The following is a 17,185-nucleotide window of genomic DNA, read 5'->3' as shown; positions in this document are numbered from 1 at the left end:
TGGTCATCGGGACTTCACGGTGTGCTCATGTTCTTCGCTACCTGTTCTGTTGCCGGGGCATCGAGCTGTCGAGATCTTCAGCGATCCGTTCGACGTACTCGATCACCGCGGATGTATCCGGTGAACCGGTGAGTCGCAACGCTCGGACGAAAGCTCGTCGCCGCACTGCCATCTGTGCGCACTGCTGGTCGGGGTGCAGCCACGCACCACGCCCTGGCAGGCTTGCCGTGGGGTCAACGGTTACGGAAGTGTTCCCGTTCCCGTCGGTCACCGCGACCACTCGGAGCAACTCGGCGGCCAACTCTCGCTTCCGGCACCCGATGCAGGTCCGCACTGGTCCGACAGAGGTGTCGGAGGTGCTTCGATGCGTCAGAGCAGGAATCTCGCGCTGGATCACGGCTGAGTCTACCGCCCCGGGGGCTGTGCTCCGAAACGCCGGGCACTTCTGTCAATCGTGTACCGCCCCGGGCCGGACATCCTGGTCTGGGTGCGGCGCCGCATCGCTGCGAATATCGATCCGCCAACCGGTGAGCCGAGCCGCCAACCTGGCGTTCTGGCCCTCTTTGCCGATCGCCAGGGAAAGCTGGAAATCCGGCACGATCACTCGTGCGGCCCTGGCGGCCTCGTCGATCACCGAAACCGACACCACCTTGGCCGGCGACAGGGCGTTGGCGACGAAGCGGGCCGGGTCCTCGTCGTAGTCGATGATGTCGATCTTCTCGCCGGACAGTTCGCTCATCACATTGCGCACCCGCTGGCCCATCGGGCCGATACACGCGCCCTTGGCATTCAGACCGGGGACCCGGGAGGCCACCGCGATCTTGGACCGGTGCCCGGCCTCGCGGGCCACCGCCACGATCTCCACGGATCCGTCGGCGATCTCGGGTACTTCCAGTGAGAACAGCTTGCGGACCAGATTCGGGTGGGTGCGGGACAGTGTGATCAACGGCTCGCGGGCGCCCCGGGTGACGCCGACGACGTAGCAGCGCAGCCGGTCGCCGTGCTCGTAGCGCTCCCCCGGCACCTGCTCGGCACTGGGGACCACGCCTTCGGAGCCCTTGGTCTCGCTGCCGATCCGTACGACGACCAGTCCGCGGACATTGGCCCGCGCATCGCGCTGGATCACGCCGGCGACGATGTCGCCCTCATGGGCCGCGAACTCGCCGTAGGTCTTCTCGTTCTCCGCGTCACGCAGCCGCTGCAAGATCACCTGGCGCGCCGTGGTGGCCGCGATCCGGCCGAATCCTTCAGGCGTGTCATCCCATTCGTGCAGCACGTTGCCGTCGGCATCGGTCTGCCGGGCGATCACCTTGACCACACCGGTCTTGCGGTCGATGTCGATGTACGCGTCGGGCTCATGCCCTTCGGTGTGGCGATACGCGGTGAGCAATGCCGATTTGATGGTCTCGACGACCACGTCGACGGTGATGCCTTTGTCTGCTTCGATGGCATGCAGCGCCGCCATGTCGATGTTCATTCGCCGGCCCCCTTCCCGGTTTCTCCCGACAGTTCCAGTTCACGTCGGTTTGGAGGTGAAAACTCCACTTGCACAACGGCTTTGGCGATATCAGCAAGTGCCAGCTCACGGACGGTCAACTCACGCCCTTCTGGCACCACGACTTTCAGCATCGTGCCGTCGGTTTCGCCCAGCCTGCCGGTGAAGACCGATCCGTCGGTCAGCGTCAGCTCGGCCTTGCGCCCACGGGCGCGGCGAAAATGCTTGGCCTCGGTCAGCGGCCGGTCCACACCCCGGGAGGTGACGTCGAGCACATACGGCGTGTCGCCGTGGGCGACCTGATCGAGCAGCTCCGAGGCCGTACGCGACAGGGCCGCCAGGGAATCGAGATCCAGGCCCTGTTCGCCGTCGGCTATCACGGTGATGCGGGGCGGACGAACTGATGCGTCGATCACGACATCGTCGATTTCGTAACCGGCGCGCGCGAACTCGCCGTCAAGTAGCTCGATCACCTGCGACTGCGACGGCAAATCCGCAGACCGCAACTTTGGATCCGGTGCCACGGCGAGCTCCTCATCTTGAATTGTCTCCGACACAAATGCCAGGGCCCGCCACCTGGATCGGCCCCGGAATCGCCTATTCACGATACGCCAGGCCCGCCGCAGCAACCGCCAATCGAGAGCTGGTGCGTGGCGAATGTCGTCGCCCCGGAGCTCGCCGGCCGGTCAGCGCCGCGTCAGACCGGCCCTCGGGCAATGGCAGGATGTTCACGTGCCGAGCGCCCATGCAGACATCAGCCGGCGGCGCGTACTGCTCTCGGCCGCGGCGATTGCCCTGTTGGGCGCCACCGCCGCCGCCTGCGGTACGACGACGCCCCAGCCCGAAGTGGACGACCTGACCGAGCAGTGGGACCGGGCGCGTGCCGACAGCGCACTGGCGGCAGCTGCGGCGGCCGCCCAGCCCGCGCAATCAGCGGCCACACGGGCATTGACCGCGGTGGCGAATGACCGCACCGCGCACGCCGAGGCGCTGTCCGATGAGTTGACCCGGATGACGGGTACTGCCCCCGCGAGCGACACCGCCGACGCGGCCGGTACCACCGCCAAGCCCACCCCGAGCACCAATGCATCCGCACCCGGCGTCGACGACGTGGTCGACGCGCTCAAGCAGTCCGCCGACAGCGCCTCGGGTCTGGCCCGCACGCTCTCCGGCTATCGCGCCGGCCTACTCGGATCCATCGCGGCCGCATGCACGGCCGCCTACACCGTCGCACTGGGAGGCGGACAGTGACCTCACCGGGACCACGATCGACCACATCGCCGACCCGCCCGACCACGGCCGCCGACGCCGCCCTGTTCGACGCCGTGGCCGTCGAGCACGGGGCCATCTACGGCTACGGGCTGGTGTCGGCCCATTCGACGGTCGAGGAAAACGCCTTGGTGGCCACGGCGATGGCCGAACACCGGTCACGCCGCGAATCGGCCATCAGCATGCTCGAAGCGCGCTCGGTCACCCCACCGCTGCCCGCGGCCGGCTATCAGCTGCCCGCTCCGGTGTCCGACCCGACCGACGCCGCCAACCTGGCGATACGCATGGAAGAGGACACCTCGGTGGCCTGGCGTGCCGTGCTCGAACAGGCCACCAGCCCCGAGGACCGCGCGTTCGCGGTGACCGCGCTTTCGCAGACAGCCGTCACCGCCGCGAAGTGGCGCGCGATCGTGAATGCCTGGCCGGTGACGGTCGCCTTCCCCGGCGGAGCTGAATAGCCGTTCGCCGATTTCCACCCCTTGGTTGCTGCGCGCGAGACGCAGCGACCCTGCGGTGGAAAGCGACGACGCTCAGCCGGCGGTGAGTACGGCCGAGATCTCCGCGGCCGCGTCGTCGACGGCGATCTCGCGGTTCTCGCCGGTGAACCGGTTGCGCAGCTCGACCACACCGTCGGAGAAACCGCGCCCGACAACCACGATCCACGGCATCCCCAGCAGCTCGGCGTCCTTGAACTTCACGCCGGGTGAGGCCTTGCGGTCGTCGAACAGCACCTCATGGCCCAGCCGGTCGAGGGCGGCGACGAGTTCGGTCGCTCCGGTCCGCGCGGCATCGTCCTTGTTGGCCACGACCACGTGCACATCAAAGGGTGCGACGGCGCTCGGCCAGCGCAGGCCCAGCTCGTCGTGCTGCTGCTCGGCGATCACCGCGACCATGCGCGACACCCCGATGCCGTACGAGCCCATCGTGAGCCGCACCGGTTTGCCGTCCTCGCCGAGCACGTCGGCGGTGAAGGCATCGGCATACTTGCGGCCCAGCTGGAAGATGTGGCCGATCTCGATGCCCCGGGCCGAGGTCAGCAGGCCGGCACCATCCGGCGACAGGTCGCCGTCGCGGACCTCGGCGGCCTCGATGGTGCCGTCGGGGGTGAAGTCGCGGCCCGCGACCAGGCCGACCACATGCTTGTTGGAGGCGTCGGCACCGGTGATCCACGCCGTGCCGTCCACCACACGCGGGTCGACGAGGTAGCGAACACCGTTGTCCAACAACGCCTTCGGACCGACATATCCCTTGACCAGAAACGGGTTCTTGGCGAAGTCGGCGTCGTCGAGCAGCGCGAACTCGGCCGGCTCCAGCGCAGCGCCGAGGCGCTTCTCGTCGACCTCACGGTCACCGGGGACGCCCACGGCCAGCAGCTCCCACTCGCCACCGGGCTCACGGGTCTTGAGCAGGACGTTCTTCAAGGTGTCGGCGGCGGTCACCTCTCGGCCCGAGAACTGCTCCAGGCCAGCCGAATTGGCCCAGTCGACCAGGGTCGCGATGGTCGGGGTATCCGGGGTGTCGTGCACCTGCGCCGCGGGCTGCCCCTCGATGGGCAGCGGCGCAGGAGCCCGGGTGATCACCGCTTCGACGTTTGCGGCGTACCCGGAATCCAGGCAGCGCACGAAGGTGTCCTCACCGACCTCGCTCTCGGCCAGGAACTCCTCCGAGGCACTGCCGCCCATCGCGCCGGAGACCGCCGACACGATCACGTAGCGCACACCGAGGCGGCCGAAGATCTTCTGGTACGCCTCGCGGTGGGCGTGGTAGGCGTTCTTGAGCCCGTCTTCGTCCACGTCGAACGAATACGAGTCCTTCATCACGAACTCCCGGCCACGCAGGATGCCCGCGCGCGGCCGCGCCTCGTCGCGGTACTTGGTCTGGACCTGGTAGAGGATCACCGGGAAGTCCTTGTAGGAGGAGTACTCCCCCTTGACCGTCAGCGTGAAGATCTCCTCGTGCGTCGGCCCGAGCAGATAGTCGTTGCCCCGGCGGTCCTGCAGCCGGAAAAGCGTGTCGCCGTACTCGGTCCAGCGGTTGGTGGTCTCGTACGGGCCGCGCGGCAGCAGCGCGGGCAGCAGGATCTCCTGGCCGCCGATCGCGTTCATCTCTTCCCGCACGATCTTCTCGATCCGGCGCAGCACACGCAGACCCAGCGGCAGCCAGCTGTAGATGCCGGGGCCGACCGGACGGACATAGCCGGCCCGGATCAGCAGCTTGTGGCTGGGTACTTCGGCATCAGCGGGGTCGTCGCGCAGAGTTCGCAGGAACAGCTCGGACATGCGGGTGATCACAGGCGACAACCTTAAGGCGTGTCTTCAGTCACGGCCCTGCCAGGTACAGATGCAGGCCTCGTTGCCCTCCGCGTCGGCCAGCACCCAGAAGCGTGGCGCCACCCGGTCACTGACCAATCTGCCGCCGGCGGCCAATGCCGCGTCGACGCGGGCCTGCGCCGCATCGTGGATGACGTCGATGTCGAGGTGGATCCGATTTCTCTGCGGCCGTGGGGAATCCATTTGCTGGAACCAGATGGCCGGGCCGCGACCGAACGGATCGACAAGCCCCGCATTGAGGTCGATGTCGCCCGGCTCGTCGACATAGCCCGTGACGGCCTTCCAGAACGGGCGGATGGCGCCGATGTCGAGAGCGTCGATCGCGATCTCGAATGCCTGGATCGCGCCGGGCCCGGTGGTCAGCTCGAAGCCGTGTGCCGCGAGCGCCTGTGACACCGCGCCGGCGAGCGTCAGATCCCGTTCGGTCACCGCATGGGCGTCGCGGGTGCGCAGCCGCAGCACGGCCCGGTCGGCCCGGATGTCGATCGAAAGGTGGCCCGACGCATCGGGACCGGCCGCGTGCACAGCATGAGAGGCCGCAGCGGCGGCATCGGCCATCGACGGCGCCAACACCTCGGTGTAGAGCGCTCCCAACACCAGGCGCCAGCCCAGCGGGCCAATGGCCTCGGAAATCTCCCGGCGATTCATCGGCGTCGACCTCTCAAGCCGTCAGTCGACCTCGAGTTCTCCGGCGTCGATCGCGTCCTTGACGTCCTGGGCGTGGGCCACCTGAGCAGAGCTGTAACCGATGAACAGTGCCGCGATGCCGACGAGGACCGCGACCGCGGCCACCCACAACAACCCGTAGGTGTAGCCGGCATCAAGTGCTGCCAGCTGCGGCCCGTTCATGTCCTTGACCGGCCCGGTGATCCCGCCCAGATAGAGGGTGCGCGAGGTGATGACGGCCTGGATGATCGCCAGGACCAGTGGACCACCGAGATTCTGCAGCATCAGCGCGATGGCCGAGGCCGGACCGATCCGGTCGATGTCGACACCGGCTATGGCCGACAGGGTCAGCGGCACCACGATCATGCCGATGCCGATACCGCCGATGGTGATCGGCACCACCAGGTTCGGGAAGTACGGAATACCGGCGTGCAGCGTGGAGCCGTAGAGCATCGCTCCGAGCACCAGGATGCCGCCCGCGATGACCACGAGCCGCGGCTGGAAGAACCGCACGATTTGCGACGAGACCCCCAGCCCGATGCCCATACCGATCACGAACGGGATGAAGCCGATGCCGGCGTGCAACGCGCTGTAGCCCAGGATGTCCTGCACGTACAGGCCGATGAGCACGGTCAGGGTGAATAGAACGCCGCCGGCCAGGAAGATCGCCGCGAACGTGGCGACGCGGTTGCGCTCGTGGAACAGGTCGAACGGCACCACCGGGTTCTCGGCGCTGCGTTCGGCGATGAGGAAGGCAATGCCGAAGACTGCTGCCGCAGCGCCGGAGCCGAGCGTGATCGGGGACAACCAGCCGCTCTCGGGGCCCTGGGTGAAGGCGAACACCGCAGCCGTACAGGCCAGGGTGGCCAGCAGCGCGCCGGCGGCATCCAACTTCATGCGCTCGCGGTGCGTTTCCTGCAGCGAGGTACGGGCCAGGTACAGCATCACCAGCCCGATGGGCACGTTGACCAGGAAGGCCCACCGCCAGGACACCTCGGTGAGAGCTCCGCCGACCACCAGGCCCATCACCGAACCGATTGCGGTCATGGCGCCGAACACCGCGGTGGCGGCGTTGCGGGCCGGGCCTTTGGGGAACGTCGTCGCGACGAGCGCGAGCCCTGTAGGTGCCGCGATAGCGGCGCCGACGCCCTGCAGCAGCCGGGCGATGACCAGGGTGGTCTCATTCCAGGCGATGCCGCACAGGATCGACGCGATGATGAACAAGCCGACACCGACGATGAAGGTGCGTTTGCGGCCGATCGTGTCCCCGAGCCGTCCGCCGAGGAGCATCAGGCCGCCGAAGGTGAGGACGTAGGCGGTGATGACCCAGCTGCGCCCGGCGTCGGAAAGGCCGAGTTCGTCCTGGATCTGTGGCAACGCGACGATCGCGACCGTGCTGTCCATGGTGGCCAGCAGTTGCATACCGCCGATCGCGATGACTGCGGAAAGGAAGCCCCAGGACGGGAACCAGGACGGGAGGCGGGCAGCGAGGCCCTGGCGCTCGGCGTCGTTGAGTGCCGTCATACCGCGCCACCTTACCGGAATCTTAAGAATCCTTTAACCAGCGAAGGCGGCCACGGGGCCGATCACGATGATCGCCGGAGGTCGAATGCCGTCCGCACGAATCCTCTCGGGCGCGTCCGCGAGGGTGGCCCGCATGGTGCGCTGCGCGACGGTGGTGCCGTGTTGCACCACCAGGACTGGCGTATCCGCAGGTCGGCCGCCATCCAGGAGCGCCTTGGTGAACAACTCGATGCGTTCGACCGCCATCAGCAGCACTATCGTGCCGGTCATCGCCGCCAGCGCATCCCAATTCACTAACGATTCGGGGTGGCCGGGCGCAACATGGCCGCTGACCACCACGAACTCGTGCGTCATGCCCCGGTGGGTGACCGGAACCCCGGCCAGCGCCGGTACCGATATGGCGCTGGTCACACCGGGAACGACGGTGACCGGGATACCGGCCTCGGTGCACGCCAGGACCTCTTCATAACCGCGGGCGAAGACGAACGGATCGCCGCCTTTGAGGCGGACCACGAATTTTCCGGCGCGGGCGCGGTCGACCAGAACCTGGTTGATGGCCTCCTGCGCCATCGCCCGGCCGTAGGGGATCTTGGCCGCGTCGATCACCTCGACATGGGGTCCGAGTTCGGCCAACAGCTCCTGAGGGGCCAACCGGTCGGCGACGACGACGTCGGCGCGCGCCAGCAGGCGCCGTCCCCGCACAGTGATCAGCTCGGGGTCGCCGGGACCGCCGCCGACAAGCGCCACGCCCTTGGGGGCCTCTCCCGGCTCCGCACCGGCATCGGCGGAGAGCACGCCGCGCTGCAGTGCTTCGTGGATCGCGGTGCGGATGGCCGCCGAGCGGCGATGCTCGCCACCGGCGAGGACACCCACCGAGAGGCCGTCGGAGTCGAACGTGGCCGGGGTGACTGCGGATCCCTCGCGGGCCACGTCGGCCCGGACACAGAAGATCCGCCGTTCGTCGGCTTCGGCGGCGATGGCGGCATTGACCTCGGAGTCGTCGGTGGCCGCGAGCACATACCAGGCACCCTCGAGGTCGCCGGCGCGGAAGTCGCGCAGCTGCAGCGTGATCCCCGGTTCGTCGTGCGACAGCGCTTCGACCGCGGGGCTGGCCGCCCGGGCAATCACGTGCACGTCGGCGCCGTGGGCGATCAGCAGGGGCAGCCGACGTTGCGCGACGGTCCCGCCGCCGACAACGACGACCTTCTTGCCGGACAACCGCAGGCCGACGAGGTAGGCATTCTCCGGGTTCATATTGCTCCTCGCGTGCGCGGCGTCCACATTCCTCCTCGCGTGCGGATCACCCGCCGAGCTTAGAGGTTGCTACTGCGGGCCCGCTGGGTCGGCACCGCCGACGCCACGAAGCGGGCGATGGCCTCGGGGTGCGCCGCGGGGTGGGTGTGCAGGTAACCGGCGTGCACGCCGCCCCGAACCGTGCCGTCGCGCCGAACCGCCTGCCCGGGACCGGCAAAGGCCCACGCCGGTGGCACGTCGTCGACGAATTCCACTGTGGTTCGGTGGAATTCATGCCCTGTGACGCGGTCACCGGCGGCATGCAGACAGGAATCGACGACAGCGACGGCATCGCGGTATCCCAGGGTCAGGCGCTCGGTGAACCGCGCCGAGCCGGCCAGCACACCGCACATCGGTACCCCGTCGAGGTCGTCGACCAGATAGGTCAGGCCCGCACATTCGGCATGCACCGGGGCGCCGCGGGCGGCCAGGTCCCTGATCTGCTGGCGGACAAGATCGTTGGCCGACAGTTCGGCGGTGAACTGTTCGGGGAACCCTCCCGGCAGCACCAGTGCGTCGGCACCTGCGGGCAGCGGTTCGGTCAGCGGGTCGAACTCGGCCACCTGAGCCCCGGCACCGCGCAACAGTTCGGCATGTTCGGCGTAGCTGAAGCTGAACGCCTTCCCGGCGGCCAGCGCCACCGTGACATCGGTCACCGACTCCACCGCCGGACTCCACGGCTCGGCAGTCACGTGGGCGGCCGATGCGGCGACAACGGCGTCCAGGTCGACGTGACGGGCCACCAGCGCGGTCATGGCGGCCACCGCGTCGCGCGCCTGACGGCCGTGTTCGACAGCGGTGATGAGCCCGAGATGCCTTGAGGGAACCGTCAATTCATAGGCCCGCGGGATCGAGCCGAGTACCGCGACCCCGGCGTGCTCACAGGCTTGGCGCAATACCGCCTCGTGCCGGTCCGAGCCGACCCGGTTGAGGATCACCCCGGCGATCCGCACCGCGGGGTCGAACGTGACGAATCCGTGCAGCAGCGCGGCGATGCTGTGGCTCTGCCCGCGGGCGTCGACCACCAGCACCACCGGAGCTCCCAGCAGACCGGCGGCCTGGGCGGCCGAACCGCGCGGAATACCGGTCATCTGTCCCTCGATGCGGCCATCGAACAGGCCCATGACGCCCTCGACGACCGCGATGTCGGCACCCGCGCAGCCGTGCCGGTACAGCGGACCGATCAGATCCTCGCCAACCAGAACCGGATCCAGGTTGCGGCCAGGACGGCCAGCGGCCAGGGCGTGGTATCCGGGGTCGATGAAGTCCGGCCCGACCTTGAACGGGGCCACCGCATGACCGGCCTGGCGCAGTGCACCGATGAGACCCGTTGCCACCGTGGTCTTCCCGCTGCCCGAGGCCGGTGCGGCGATCACCACCGCCGGAGTGGTCACCCGCGCACCGCGCTCACCACGTCCCGCCTACCACTCGATGCCCTTCTGGCCCTTGCGGCCGGCATCCATCGGATGCTTGATCTTGGTCATCTCCGTCACCAGATCCGCGGCATCGATCAGGGCCTGCGGGGCGTCGCGTCCGGTGATCACCACGTGCTGCGTGCCGGGCCGCGTGCTGAGCACCTCGACGACTTCTTCCACCGAGACCCACCCCCACTTGAGCGGGTAGGTGAACTCGTCGAGCACGTAGAAGCCGTGGCGCTCCTCGGCCAGGCGACGGCGGATCTCGGCCCAGCCGTCTGCGGCGGCCGCCGCATGGTCGATGTCACTGCCGTGCTTGCGGGTCCAGGACCAGCCCGATCCCATCTTGTGCCATTCCACCGGTCCGCCGGCCCCGTGTTCGTCGTGCAGCCGACCGAGTTGTCCGAACACGGCCTCCTCCCCGACTTTCCACTTCGCGCTCTTCACGAACTGGAACACCGCCACCGAGAAGCCCTGGTTCCACGCCCGCAGCGCCATCCCGAACGCCGCGGTCGACTTTCCCTTCCCCGGACCGGTGTGCACCGCGAGCAGCGGCGCATTGCGGCGGGCCTTGGTGGTCAGGCCGTCGTCGGGGACGGTCAGCGGCTGTCCCTGTGGCATGGTGCGGTCCTTCCTGCGCGGAGTCTGGGGCCGGTCAAGCGGCGGTCTGGTGCTGGACGAGCCGGGTCAGCTCGGCCGCGCGCAACTGCTCGAGCCGTACCGCCGGCGCCCCCAGTTGTTCGGCCAGTTGTCCGGCCAATCCCAGGCGCACAAACGATGTTTCACAGTCGACCACCACGGCGGCGGCACCCTCGGCCACCAACGCGGCCGCGGCTTGCCTGGTGCGGCCCAGCGGATCCGGGCCACCGGTCGCGCGCCCGTCGGTGAGGACCACCACCAGGCTGCGCCGAGCGCGGTCGCGGGCCTTCTCCCGGATGACGAGATCGCGGGCCGCCATCAGACCCTGGGCCAACGGGGTCTTGCCCCCGGTGTCGAACCGGGCCAGCCGCCGGCCGGCGATGTGTACCGAGGTGGTGGGCGGAAGCAGCACCTGGGCGTCCTGCCGGCGGAACGTGATCACCGCGACTTTGTCCCGGCGCTGGTAGGCGTCACGCAGCAGCGACAGCGTCGCACCGGTGACGGCCGACATCCGGTCGCGGGCGGCCATGGACCCGGAGGCATCGACGACGAAGATCACCAGATTGCCTTCGCGGCCTTCACGTACCGCACGACGAATGTCCTCGGGACGGGGCCGCGGACGACCCGCATCCTGTTGGCGACCGACGGTGGCGAGCAGGGTGGCGAACATGTGCAGCCCGTGCCCGCTACCGGTTTCGGCGGTCGCCGCGATCGGCGTGCCGGTGCGGTTGCGGGCCCGCGATCGACGGCCCGGGGCGCCCTCCCCGACACCAGGGACCACCAGCGCCCTGGTCCGGAACACCGCCGCCGGCGGGGCACTCGGACGCGTAGACGACTTCGAATTACCCTGCGGTGCAGCATTTTCAGGAGCGGAGTCGGCCCCGCCGCCGGGCGGGTCGAAATCGGGATCGAAGTCCGGATCGGGCTCGGGCCCCGCCTCTGGCTCCGTCTGCGCCGCGGACTCCCCCGCCTGCTGCATGGCCTCCTCAAGACGCTCGGGGTCCAGTCCCGGATCGTCGAACGGATCGCGGCGGCGCCTGTGCGGCAGCGCCAGTTCGGCCGCCACCCGGATGTCGTCTTCGGCAACCGTGGTGGCGCCGCGCCACGCCGCGTGGGCGACGGCGGTGCGTGCGACCACCAGATCGGCGCGCATCCCGTCGACGTCGAATGCCGCGCACAGGGCGGCGATGCGGCGCAGTTCGGTGTCGGGCAGTACCACCGAGCCGATAGCCGCCCTGGCCGTGGCTATTCGCTCGGCCAGCTCGGCGTCGGCAGCCGCATGACGATCGACGAAAGCCCGCGGGTCGGCCTCGTAGGCCATGCGGGCCCGAATCACCTCGACGCGAACGTCGACGTCGCGGGAGGCAGCCACATCCACCGTCAGCCCGAAGCGGTCGAGCAATTGCGGGCGCAACTCGCCTTCCTCGGGGTTCATGGTGCCGATGAGGACGAACCGAGACTCGTGCGAGTGCGAAATCCCTTCGCGCTCAACATGTACCCGGCCCATGGCAGCCGCATCGAGCAGCACGTCGACCAGATGGTCGTGCAGCAGGTTGACCTCGTCGACGTAGAGCACACCACCGTGGGCGCGGGCCAGCAGGCCCGGCGAAAAGGCGTGCTCGCCGTCGCGCAGCACCTTCTGCAGGTCGAGTGAACCGACCACCCGGTCCTCAGTCGCGCCGATGGGCAGTTCGACCAACCGGGCATCGTCGTCGACCGCGGACAGCACCGCGGCCAAGCCGCGGACCGCTGTGGATTTCGCCGTGCCCTTCTCGCCGCGGATCAGCACGCCGCCGATCTCAGGGTGGACTGCGCACAGCAGCAATGCCAGCCGCAGCCGGTCCTGGCCGACCAGCGCGCTGAAGGGGTACGCGTGGCTCTCCGCCGTCATCAGACTCGCTCTCGCGTCGCATCGGCTCCGGGCCGCACCATCGCCACATGCGGGATTCCGTCGTCAAGGAATTCGTCGCCGTCGCGGACGAATCCGTGCCGGCCGTACATATCGATCAGGTAAGTCTGGGCGTTGATGTGGCACGGGTAGTCGCCGACCTCGGCCAACGCGGCCTGCATGAGCCGGGTGGTGTGTCCGCTCCCCCGGGCACTGCGTTTGGTGCACACCCGGCCGATCCGGAACGCCTTTTCGCCGCCGGGGTGCTCCTCCATCAGCCGCAAAGTCGAAATGACTTCTCCATCGGGGCTTTCCAGCCAAAAGTGGCGGGTCTCGGCGAGCAGGTCGCGGCCGTCGAGCTCTGGGTAAGGCGTCGCCTGCTCGACCACGAACACCTCGACACGGAGCTTGAGCAGCTCGTAAAGCGTTGGCACGTCGAGGTCTTTGGCCCAGCTACGGCGTAGTGCGACCGTCATCCGCCCGCCCCGGTCACGCAGTCACAGGTTCGTCCAGCTTGAGCGCCTTGGTCCCCCACGCCCAGACTTCGTCGAACAGGCCGGGCTCGTCGGACAACTTGGTACCCAGTGACGGCACCATCTCCTTGAGCTTGGGCAGCCAGCTCTGGTAGCGGTCGGTGAAGCAGCGCTCAAGCACGTCGAGCATGGCCGGCACCGCGGTGGACGCGCCGGGTGAGGCGCCCAGCAGACCGGCGATGCTGCCGTCGGCAGCCGTGAGCACAGTGGTGCCGAACTCGAGCACACCACCGGCGCCCTTGCGGCGGATCACCTGCACCCGCTGGCCCGCAATGTCCAACTCCCAATCGGAATCGACTGCGCTGGGCGCGAATTCGCGCAAGGTGTCGACCCGCGCGGCCTCGCTGAGCAGCAGCTGGCCGACCAGGTAGTTGACCAAGCCCATCTCGGTGAGTCCGACACCGAGCATGGACATGATGTTGTTGGGTTTGACCGACAACGGCAGGTCGGTGAATTTGCCCTGCTTGAGGAACTTCGGCGTCCAGCCCGCGAACGGACCGAACAGCAGCCAGGATTTGCCGTTGATCACGCGGGTGTCCAGGTGGGGCACCGACATCGGCGGGGCGCCCAGGGGCGGCAACCCGTACACCTTGGCCTGATGGCCCGCTGTCAGCGCCTGGTTGTTGGTGCGCAGGAACGCACCACCCACCGGGAATCCGCCGAAGCCCTTGGCCTCCGGGATACCGGACTTCTGGAGCAACGGCAGTGCACCGCCGCCGGCACCGACGAACACGAACTTGGCGTTGAACTTGCGCTTGAGTCCCGTGCGCCGGTTGGTCACCTTCAGCGTCCAGGTGCCGTCCGACTCCTTGCGCAGGTTGCGCACCTCGTGGCCGAACAGGGTGTCCATACCGCGCTGCGCGGTGAAGCCGATCAGCTGGCGCGAGAGCGCGCCGAAATCGACGTCGGTACCGTGCTGCGACCAGTTCAGCCCGACCGGATCGGAGAAGTCCCGCTTGGCGGCCATGAACGGCAGACGGCGGGCGAACTCGTCCTTGTCGGCGATGAACTCCATCGAGGCGAACAGCGGATTGCCGACGAGCGCCTCGTGACGGCGCTTGAGGTAATCGACGTTGGCGGCGCCGTGAACGAAACTGACGTGCGGGATCGGGTTGAGGAAGCCGCGCACGTCGGGCAGCACGCCGTTCTCGGCCGCGTAGGCCCAGAACTGCCGCGACACCTGGAACTGCTCGTTGACGTTGATGGCCTTGGTGGTGTCGATGGAGCCATCGGACAGCTCGGGCGTGTAGTTCAGCTCACACAGCGCCGAGTGCCCGGTACCCGCGTTGTTCCACGGGTCACTGCTCTCCGCGGCGGCACCGTCGAGGCGCTCGATCATGGTGATGGACCAGTCTGGCTCCAACAGGCGGATCAGGGCGCCCAGGGTTGCGCTCATGATGCCGGCGCCAACCAGCACGACGTCTGTCTTCACGGTCGTACCCACGTTTGCCTCAGACACCCTGATCGCTCGTCCTTCGTATCGCGCTGCCCGTCGACGTCGACGGCTTGCTGTTATGCCAAGGTTATCGCGCGACGAATCCCAGTTGGCCGGGCATGGTAGTGCTGTCTGTCACCCATCGGCCGCCACCAGCCGACAAGTAGCCACCGGTGCTCCCGAACTCGACCCGACAAGCGGAGACCGTGTCCACATATTTGCCGGTCGGGGGCATACGTTGCTGCTCTGGCTTTCGGCGCGCAGCTAGGGTGGAACCGTGACGTCACGGGAGCCCGCGTGGGAGCCGGATGTATTGCCGGGGTTCTGGCAGCAGACCATCGACGTGGGGCCCGATCCCGATGGCGAAGGCCACCTGACCGCCACCCTGGTGCGCCGCGGTGAAGCGGCCCCGCAGGCCCACGCCGTGCTGGCGTTGCACGGCTACACGGATTACTTCTTCCACACCGAGCTCGCGGATCGATTCGCCGACCGCGGGTTCGCGTTCTACGCGCTGGATCTGTCCAAATGCGGACGCTCCCGCCAAGAGGGGCAGACCCCGCACTTCACCACCGACCTGGCCCGTTACGACACCGAACTGGAGCGTGCCCTGGCCACCATCGCCGCCGACACCGGCAACGCCACGGTGTGCCTGTACGGGCATTCGGCGGGCGGGCTGATTCTGACGTTGTTCGCCGACCGTTTGCGCCGGAGAGGCAAGCTGGCCGCCCACCACGTCGGCGGGCTGGTCCTCAACAGCCCGTTCTTCGATCTGCACGGACCGGCCATCCTGCGCACCGCACCCACGTCGGCCGCTCTGATCGCCCTGGCCCGGCTGCGCAAGCTGTCGGTGATCCGTAAGCCCACCGAAGGTGGTTACGGCACCACACTGCACCGCGACTACGACGGCGAGTTCGACTACAACCTCGAGTGGAAACCGTTGGGCGGCTTCCCCATCACCCTCGGCTGGATCAACGCCATCCGTCGCGGGCAGGCCCGGCTGCATCGAGGCCTGGACGTCGGGGTACCTAACCTGATCCTGCGTTCGAACCGCAGTGTCACCGAATCAACGGATTCGGCAGCGATGCAGCGCGGCGATGCCGTGCTCGACGTCCGTCAGATCGCGCGGTGGTCCGGTTGCGTGGGCAACCACAGCACGATCGCCCCGATAACCGACGCCAAACACGACGTCTTCCTGTCCATGGCCGACGCCCGGACGGCGGCCTATCGCGAGCTCGACCGCTGGCTGGATTTCTACCTGAGCCTGCAAAACCTACCGAGCACAACATCTTCCGGATAGGGAGCGCACATGGAACATTACGACCTGACGATCATCGGCACGGGCTCGGGCAACAGCATTCTCGATGAGCGCTACGCCGGCAAGAAGGTCGCGATCTGCGAGCAGGGCACGTTCGGCGGCACCTGCCTCAACGTCGGCTGCATCCCGACCAAGATGCTCGTCTACGCCGCCGACGTCGCTGACACCATCAAGGCCGGCGCCAAGTACGGCGTCGATGCCCACATCGACAAGGTGCGCTGGCCCGAGATCGTCTCGCGGGTGTTCGGCCGTATCGATCCGATCGCGGCCGGCGGCGAAGACTACCGCCGCAACGACCCGCACATCACGGTGTACGCCAGCCACACCCGGTTCGGCCCGAAGACCGCCGACGGGCGGTACACGCTGCGCACCGAGGCCGGTGACGAGTTCAGCAGCGATCAGGTGGTGATCGCCGCCGGATCCCGCGCCTACGTACCACCGGCCATCGTGGACTGCGGTGTCACTTATTACACCAGCGACGACATCATGCGCATCCCCGAGCTGCCCGAGCACTTGGTGATCGTCGGCGGCGGGTTCGTCTCGGCCGAGTTCGCCCACGTGTTCTCGGCGCTGGGTGTGCGGGTCACCATCGTGGTGCGTGGCGACTGCCTGCTCAGTCATTGCGACGAGACGATCTGCCACCGGTTCAGCGCCCTGGCCGCCGAGAAGTGGGACGTTCGCACCCACGAGAACGTGATCGGCTCCCACCACGAGGGCGACAAGATCGTGCTCGAACTCGACGACGGCAAGACACTGCCCGCCGACATGCTGCTGGTGGCCACCGGCCGGGTTCCCAACGGCGATCTGCTCGACGCCGAACTGGCCGGCGTGGAAGTCGACGAGGACGGCCTGGTGATCGTCGATGAGTACCAACGCACCACGGCGCGTGGCATTTTCGCGCTCGGCGACGTGTCGTCGGAGTATCAGCTCAAGCATGTGGCCAACCACGAATCACGCGTGGTCAAGGAGAACCTGCTGCGTGACTGGGACGCCACCGAGACGATGGTGCGCAGTGATCACCGGTTCGTACCGTCGGCGGTGTTCACCGAACCGCAGATCGCCATGGTCGGCTTGTCCGAGGCCCAGGCCCGCGATGAGGGCTACGACTACGTCACCAAAGTTCAGGCCTACGGCGACACCGCCTACGGCTGGGCGATGGAGGACACCACCGGCATCGCCAAGCTGATCGGTGATCGCGACACCGGCAGGATCCTGGGCGCGCACATCATGGGCTATCAGGCCTCCTCGATCATCCAGCCGCTGATCCAGGCGATGAGCTTCGGGCAGACCGCCGAAGAGGTTGCCCGGGGCCAGTACTGGATTCACCCGGCACTGCCCGAGGTGATCGAGAACGCCCTGCTGGGTCTGACCGAGGGCTGATAC

The 17,185-nt window shown here is 67.9% G+C and carries 16 protein-coding genes; 4 read left to right on the top strand and 12 right to left on the bottom strand.

What is annotated here, in order from left to right:
- Nucleotides 1-37: 37 nt before the first annotated feature.
- The 3 genes from QQ25_RS13470 to rimP all read right to left on the bottom strand — a co-directional run bounded on the left by QQ25_RS13470 (nt 38) and on the right by rimP (nt 2,019).
- Nucleotides 38-271, bottom strand: coding sequence for a YlxR family protein (locus QQ25_RS13470; protein WP_234706118.1), 234 nt, complete (start codon nt 269-271; stop codon nt 38-40).
- Between the two features lie 177 nt (nt 272-448).
- Nucleotides 449-1,477: a transcription termination factor NusA gene (nusA, locus tag QQ25_RS13465; RefSeq protein ID WP_039379082.1), complete on the bottom strand. Its 1,029-nt coding sequence runs from the start codon at nt 1,475-1,477 to the stop codon at nt 449-451.
- Nucleotides 1,474-2,019, bottom strand: a complete 546-nt coding sequence (gene rimP / locus QQ25_RS13460; RefSeq protein ID WP_039320447.1) for a ribosome maturation factor RimP — start codon at nt 2,017-2,019, stop codon at nt 1,474-1,476. Before rimP ends, nusA begins: the two co-directional genes overlap by 4 nt.
- 208 nt (nt 2,020-2,227) lie before the next feature.
- Between rimP and QQ25_RS13455 the strand changes: the two genes are divergently transcribed.
- Nucleotides 2,228-2,746, top strand: coding sequence for a hypothetical protein (locus QQ25_RS13455; protein WP_039379924.1), 519 nt, complete (start codon nt 2,228-2,230; stop codon nt 2,744-2,746).
- The gene (locus tag QQ25_RS13450) at nt 2,743-3,222 is read left to right on the top strand and encodes a ferritin-like domain-containing protein (RefSeq protein WP_039319098.1); all 480 of its coding nucleotides are present in this window, start codon (nt 2,743-2,745) and stop codon (nt 3,220-3,222) included. The genes QQ25_RS13455 and QQ25_RS13450 overlap by 4 nt, the downstream gene beginning before the upstream one ends.
- A 72-nt stretch (nt 3,223-3,294) precedes the next feature.
- Here QQ25_RS13450 and QQ25_RS13445 read toward each other — a convergent pair whose 3' ends face one another.
- From QQ25_RS13445 to mqo, 9 genes are read right to left on the bottom strand one after another with little or no spacing between them, the layout of a single operon-like run.
- Nucleotides 3,295-5,055, bottom strand: a complete 1,761-nt coding sequence (locus QQ25_RS13445; RefSeq protein WP_039379081.1) for a proline--tRNA ligase — start codon at nt 5,053-5,055, stop codon at nt 3,295-3,297.
- Between the two features lie 24 nt (nt 5,056-5,079).
- Complete coding sequence (locus QQ25_RS13440; protein ID WP_039319093.1) at nt 5,080-5,742, bottom strand: 4a-hydroxytetrahydrobiopterin dehydratase family protein; 663 nt, start codon at nt 5,740-5,742, stop codon at nt 5,080-5,082.
- Nucleotides 5,743-5,763: 21 nt separating this feature from the next.
- On the bottom strand, nt 5,764-7,284 hold the full coding sequence (locus tag QQ25_RS13435) for an MFS transporter (protein WP_039319092.1): 1,521 nt from the start codon (nt 7,282-7,284) through the stop codon (nt 5,764-5,766).
- A 33-nt stretch (nt 7,285-7,317) separates the two neighbouring features.
- The gene (gene cobA, locus QQ25_RS13430; protein WP_039379080.1) at nt 7,318-8,538 is read right to left on the bottom strand and encodes a uroporphyrinogen-III C-methyltransferase; all 1,221 of its coding nucleotides are present in this window, start codon (nt 8,536-8,538) and stop codon (nt 7,318-7,320) included.
- A gap of 59 nt (nt 8,539-8,597) precedes the next feature.
- Nucleotides 8,598-9,971 (bottom strand): cobyrinic acid a,c-diamide synthase CobB, encoded by a 1,374-nt coding sequence (locus QQ25_RS13425; protein ID WP_039379078.1) that lies wholly within the window; start codon nt 9,969-9,971, stop codon nt 8,598-8,600.
- A gap of 27 nt (nt 9,972-9,998) precedes the next feature.
- Nucleotides 9,999-10,613: a cob(I)yrinic acid a,c-diamide adenosyltransferase gene (gene cobO / locus QQ25_RS13420; RefSeq protein ID WP_039379074.1), complete on the bottom strand. Its 615-nt coding sequence runs from the start codon at nt 10,611-10,613 to the stop codon at nt 9,999-10,001.
- Nucleotides 10,614-10,647: 34 nt separating this feature from the next.
- Nucleotides 10,648-12,522, bottom strand: a complete 1,875-nt coding sequence (locus QQ25_RS13415) for a magnesium chelatase subunit D family protein (protein WP_039379073.1) — start codon at nt 12,520-12,522, stop codon at nt 10,648-10,650.
- On the bottom strand, nt 12,522-12,995 hold the full coding sequence (locus QQ25_RS13410; protein WP_039379072.1) for a GNAT family N-acetyltransferase: 474 nt from the start codon (nt 12,993-12,995) through the stop codon (nt 12,522-12,524). Before QQ25_RS13410 ends, QQ25_RS13415 begins: the two co-directional genes overlap by 1 nt.
- 13 nt (nt 12,996-13,008) lie before the next feature.
- Nucleotides 13,009-14,448, bottom strand: a complete 1,440-nt coding sequence (gene mqo, locus QQ25_RS13405; protein ID WP_276015872.1) for a malate dehydrogenase (quinone) — start codon at nt 14,446-14,448, stop codon at nt 13,009-13,011.
- A gap of 316 nt (nt 14,449-14,764) precedes the next feature.
- On the opposite strand from mqo, the gene QQ25_RS13400 reads away from it, so the two are divergent.
- Both QQ25_RS13400 and mtr read left to right on the top strand, forming a co-directional pair.
- Complete coding sequence (locus tag QQ25_RS13400) at nt 14,765-15,784, top strand: alpha/beta hydrolase (RefSeq protein WP_039319077.1); 1,020 nt, start codon at nt 14,765-14,767, stop codon at nt 15,782-15,784.
- A 9-nt stretch (nt 15,785-15,793) separates the two neighbouring features.
- Entirely contained in the window at nt 15,794-17,182 is a 1,389-nt protein-coding gene (gene mtr / locus QQ25_RS13395) for a mycothione reductase (protein ID WP_039379071.1), read from the top strand.
- Nucleotides 17,183-17,185 lie beyond the last annotated feature (3 nt).

This window comes from Mycolicibacterium setense, assembly GCF_000805385.1.
In the GTDB taxonomy this organism is placed as follows: domain Bacteria; phylum Actinomycetota; class Actinomycetes; order Mycobacteriales; family Mycobacteriaceae; genus Mycobacterium; species Mycobacterium setense.
This window is presented reverse-complemented; position numbering and strand designations above follow the sequence as displayed.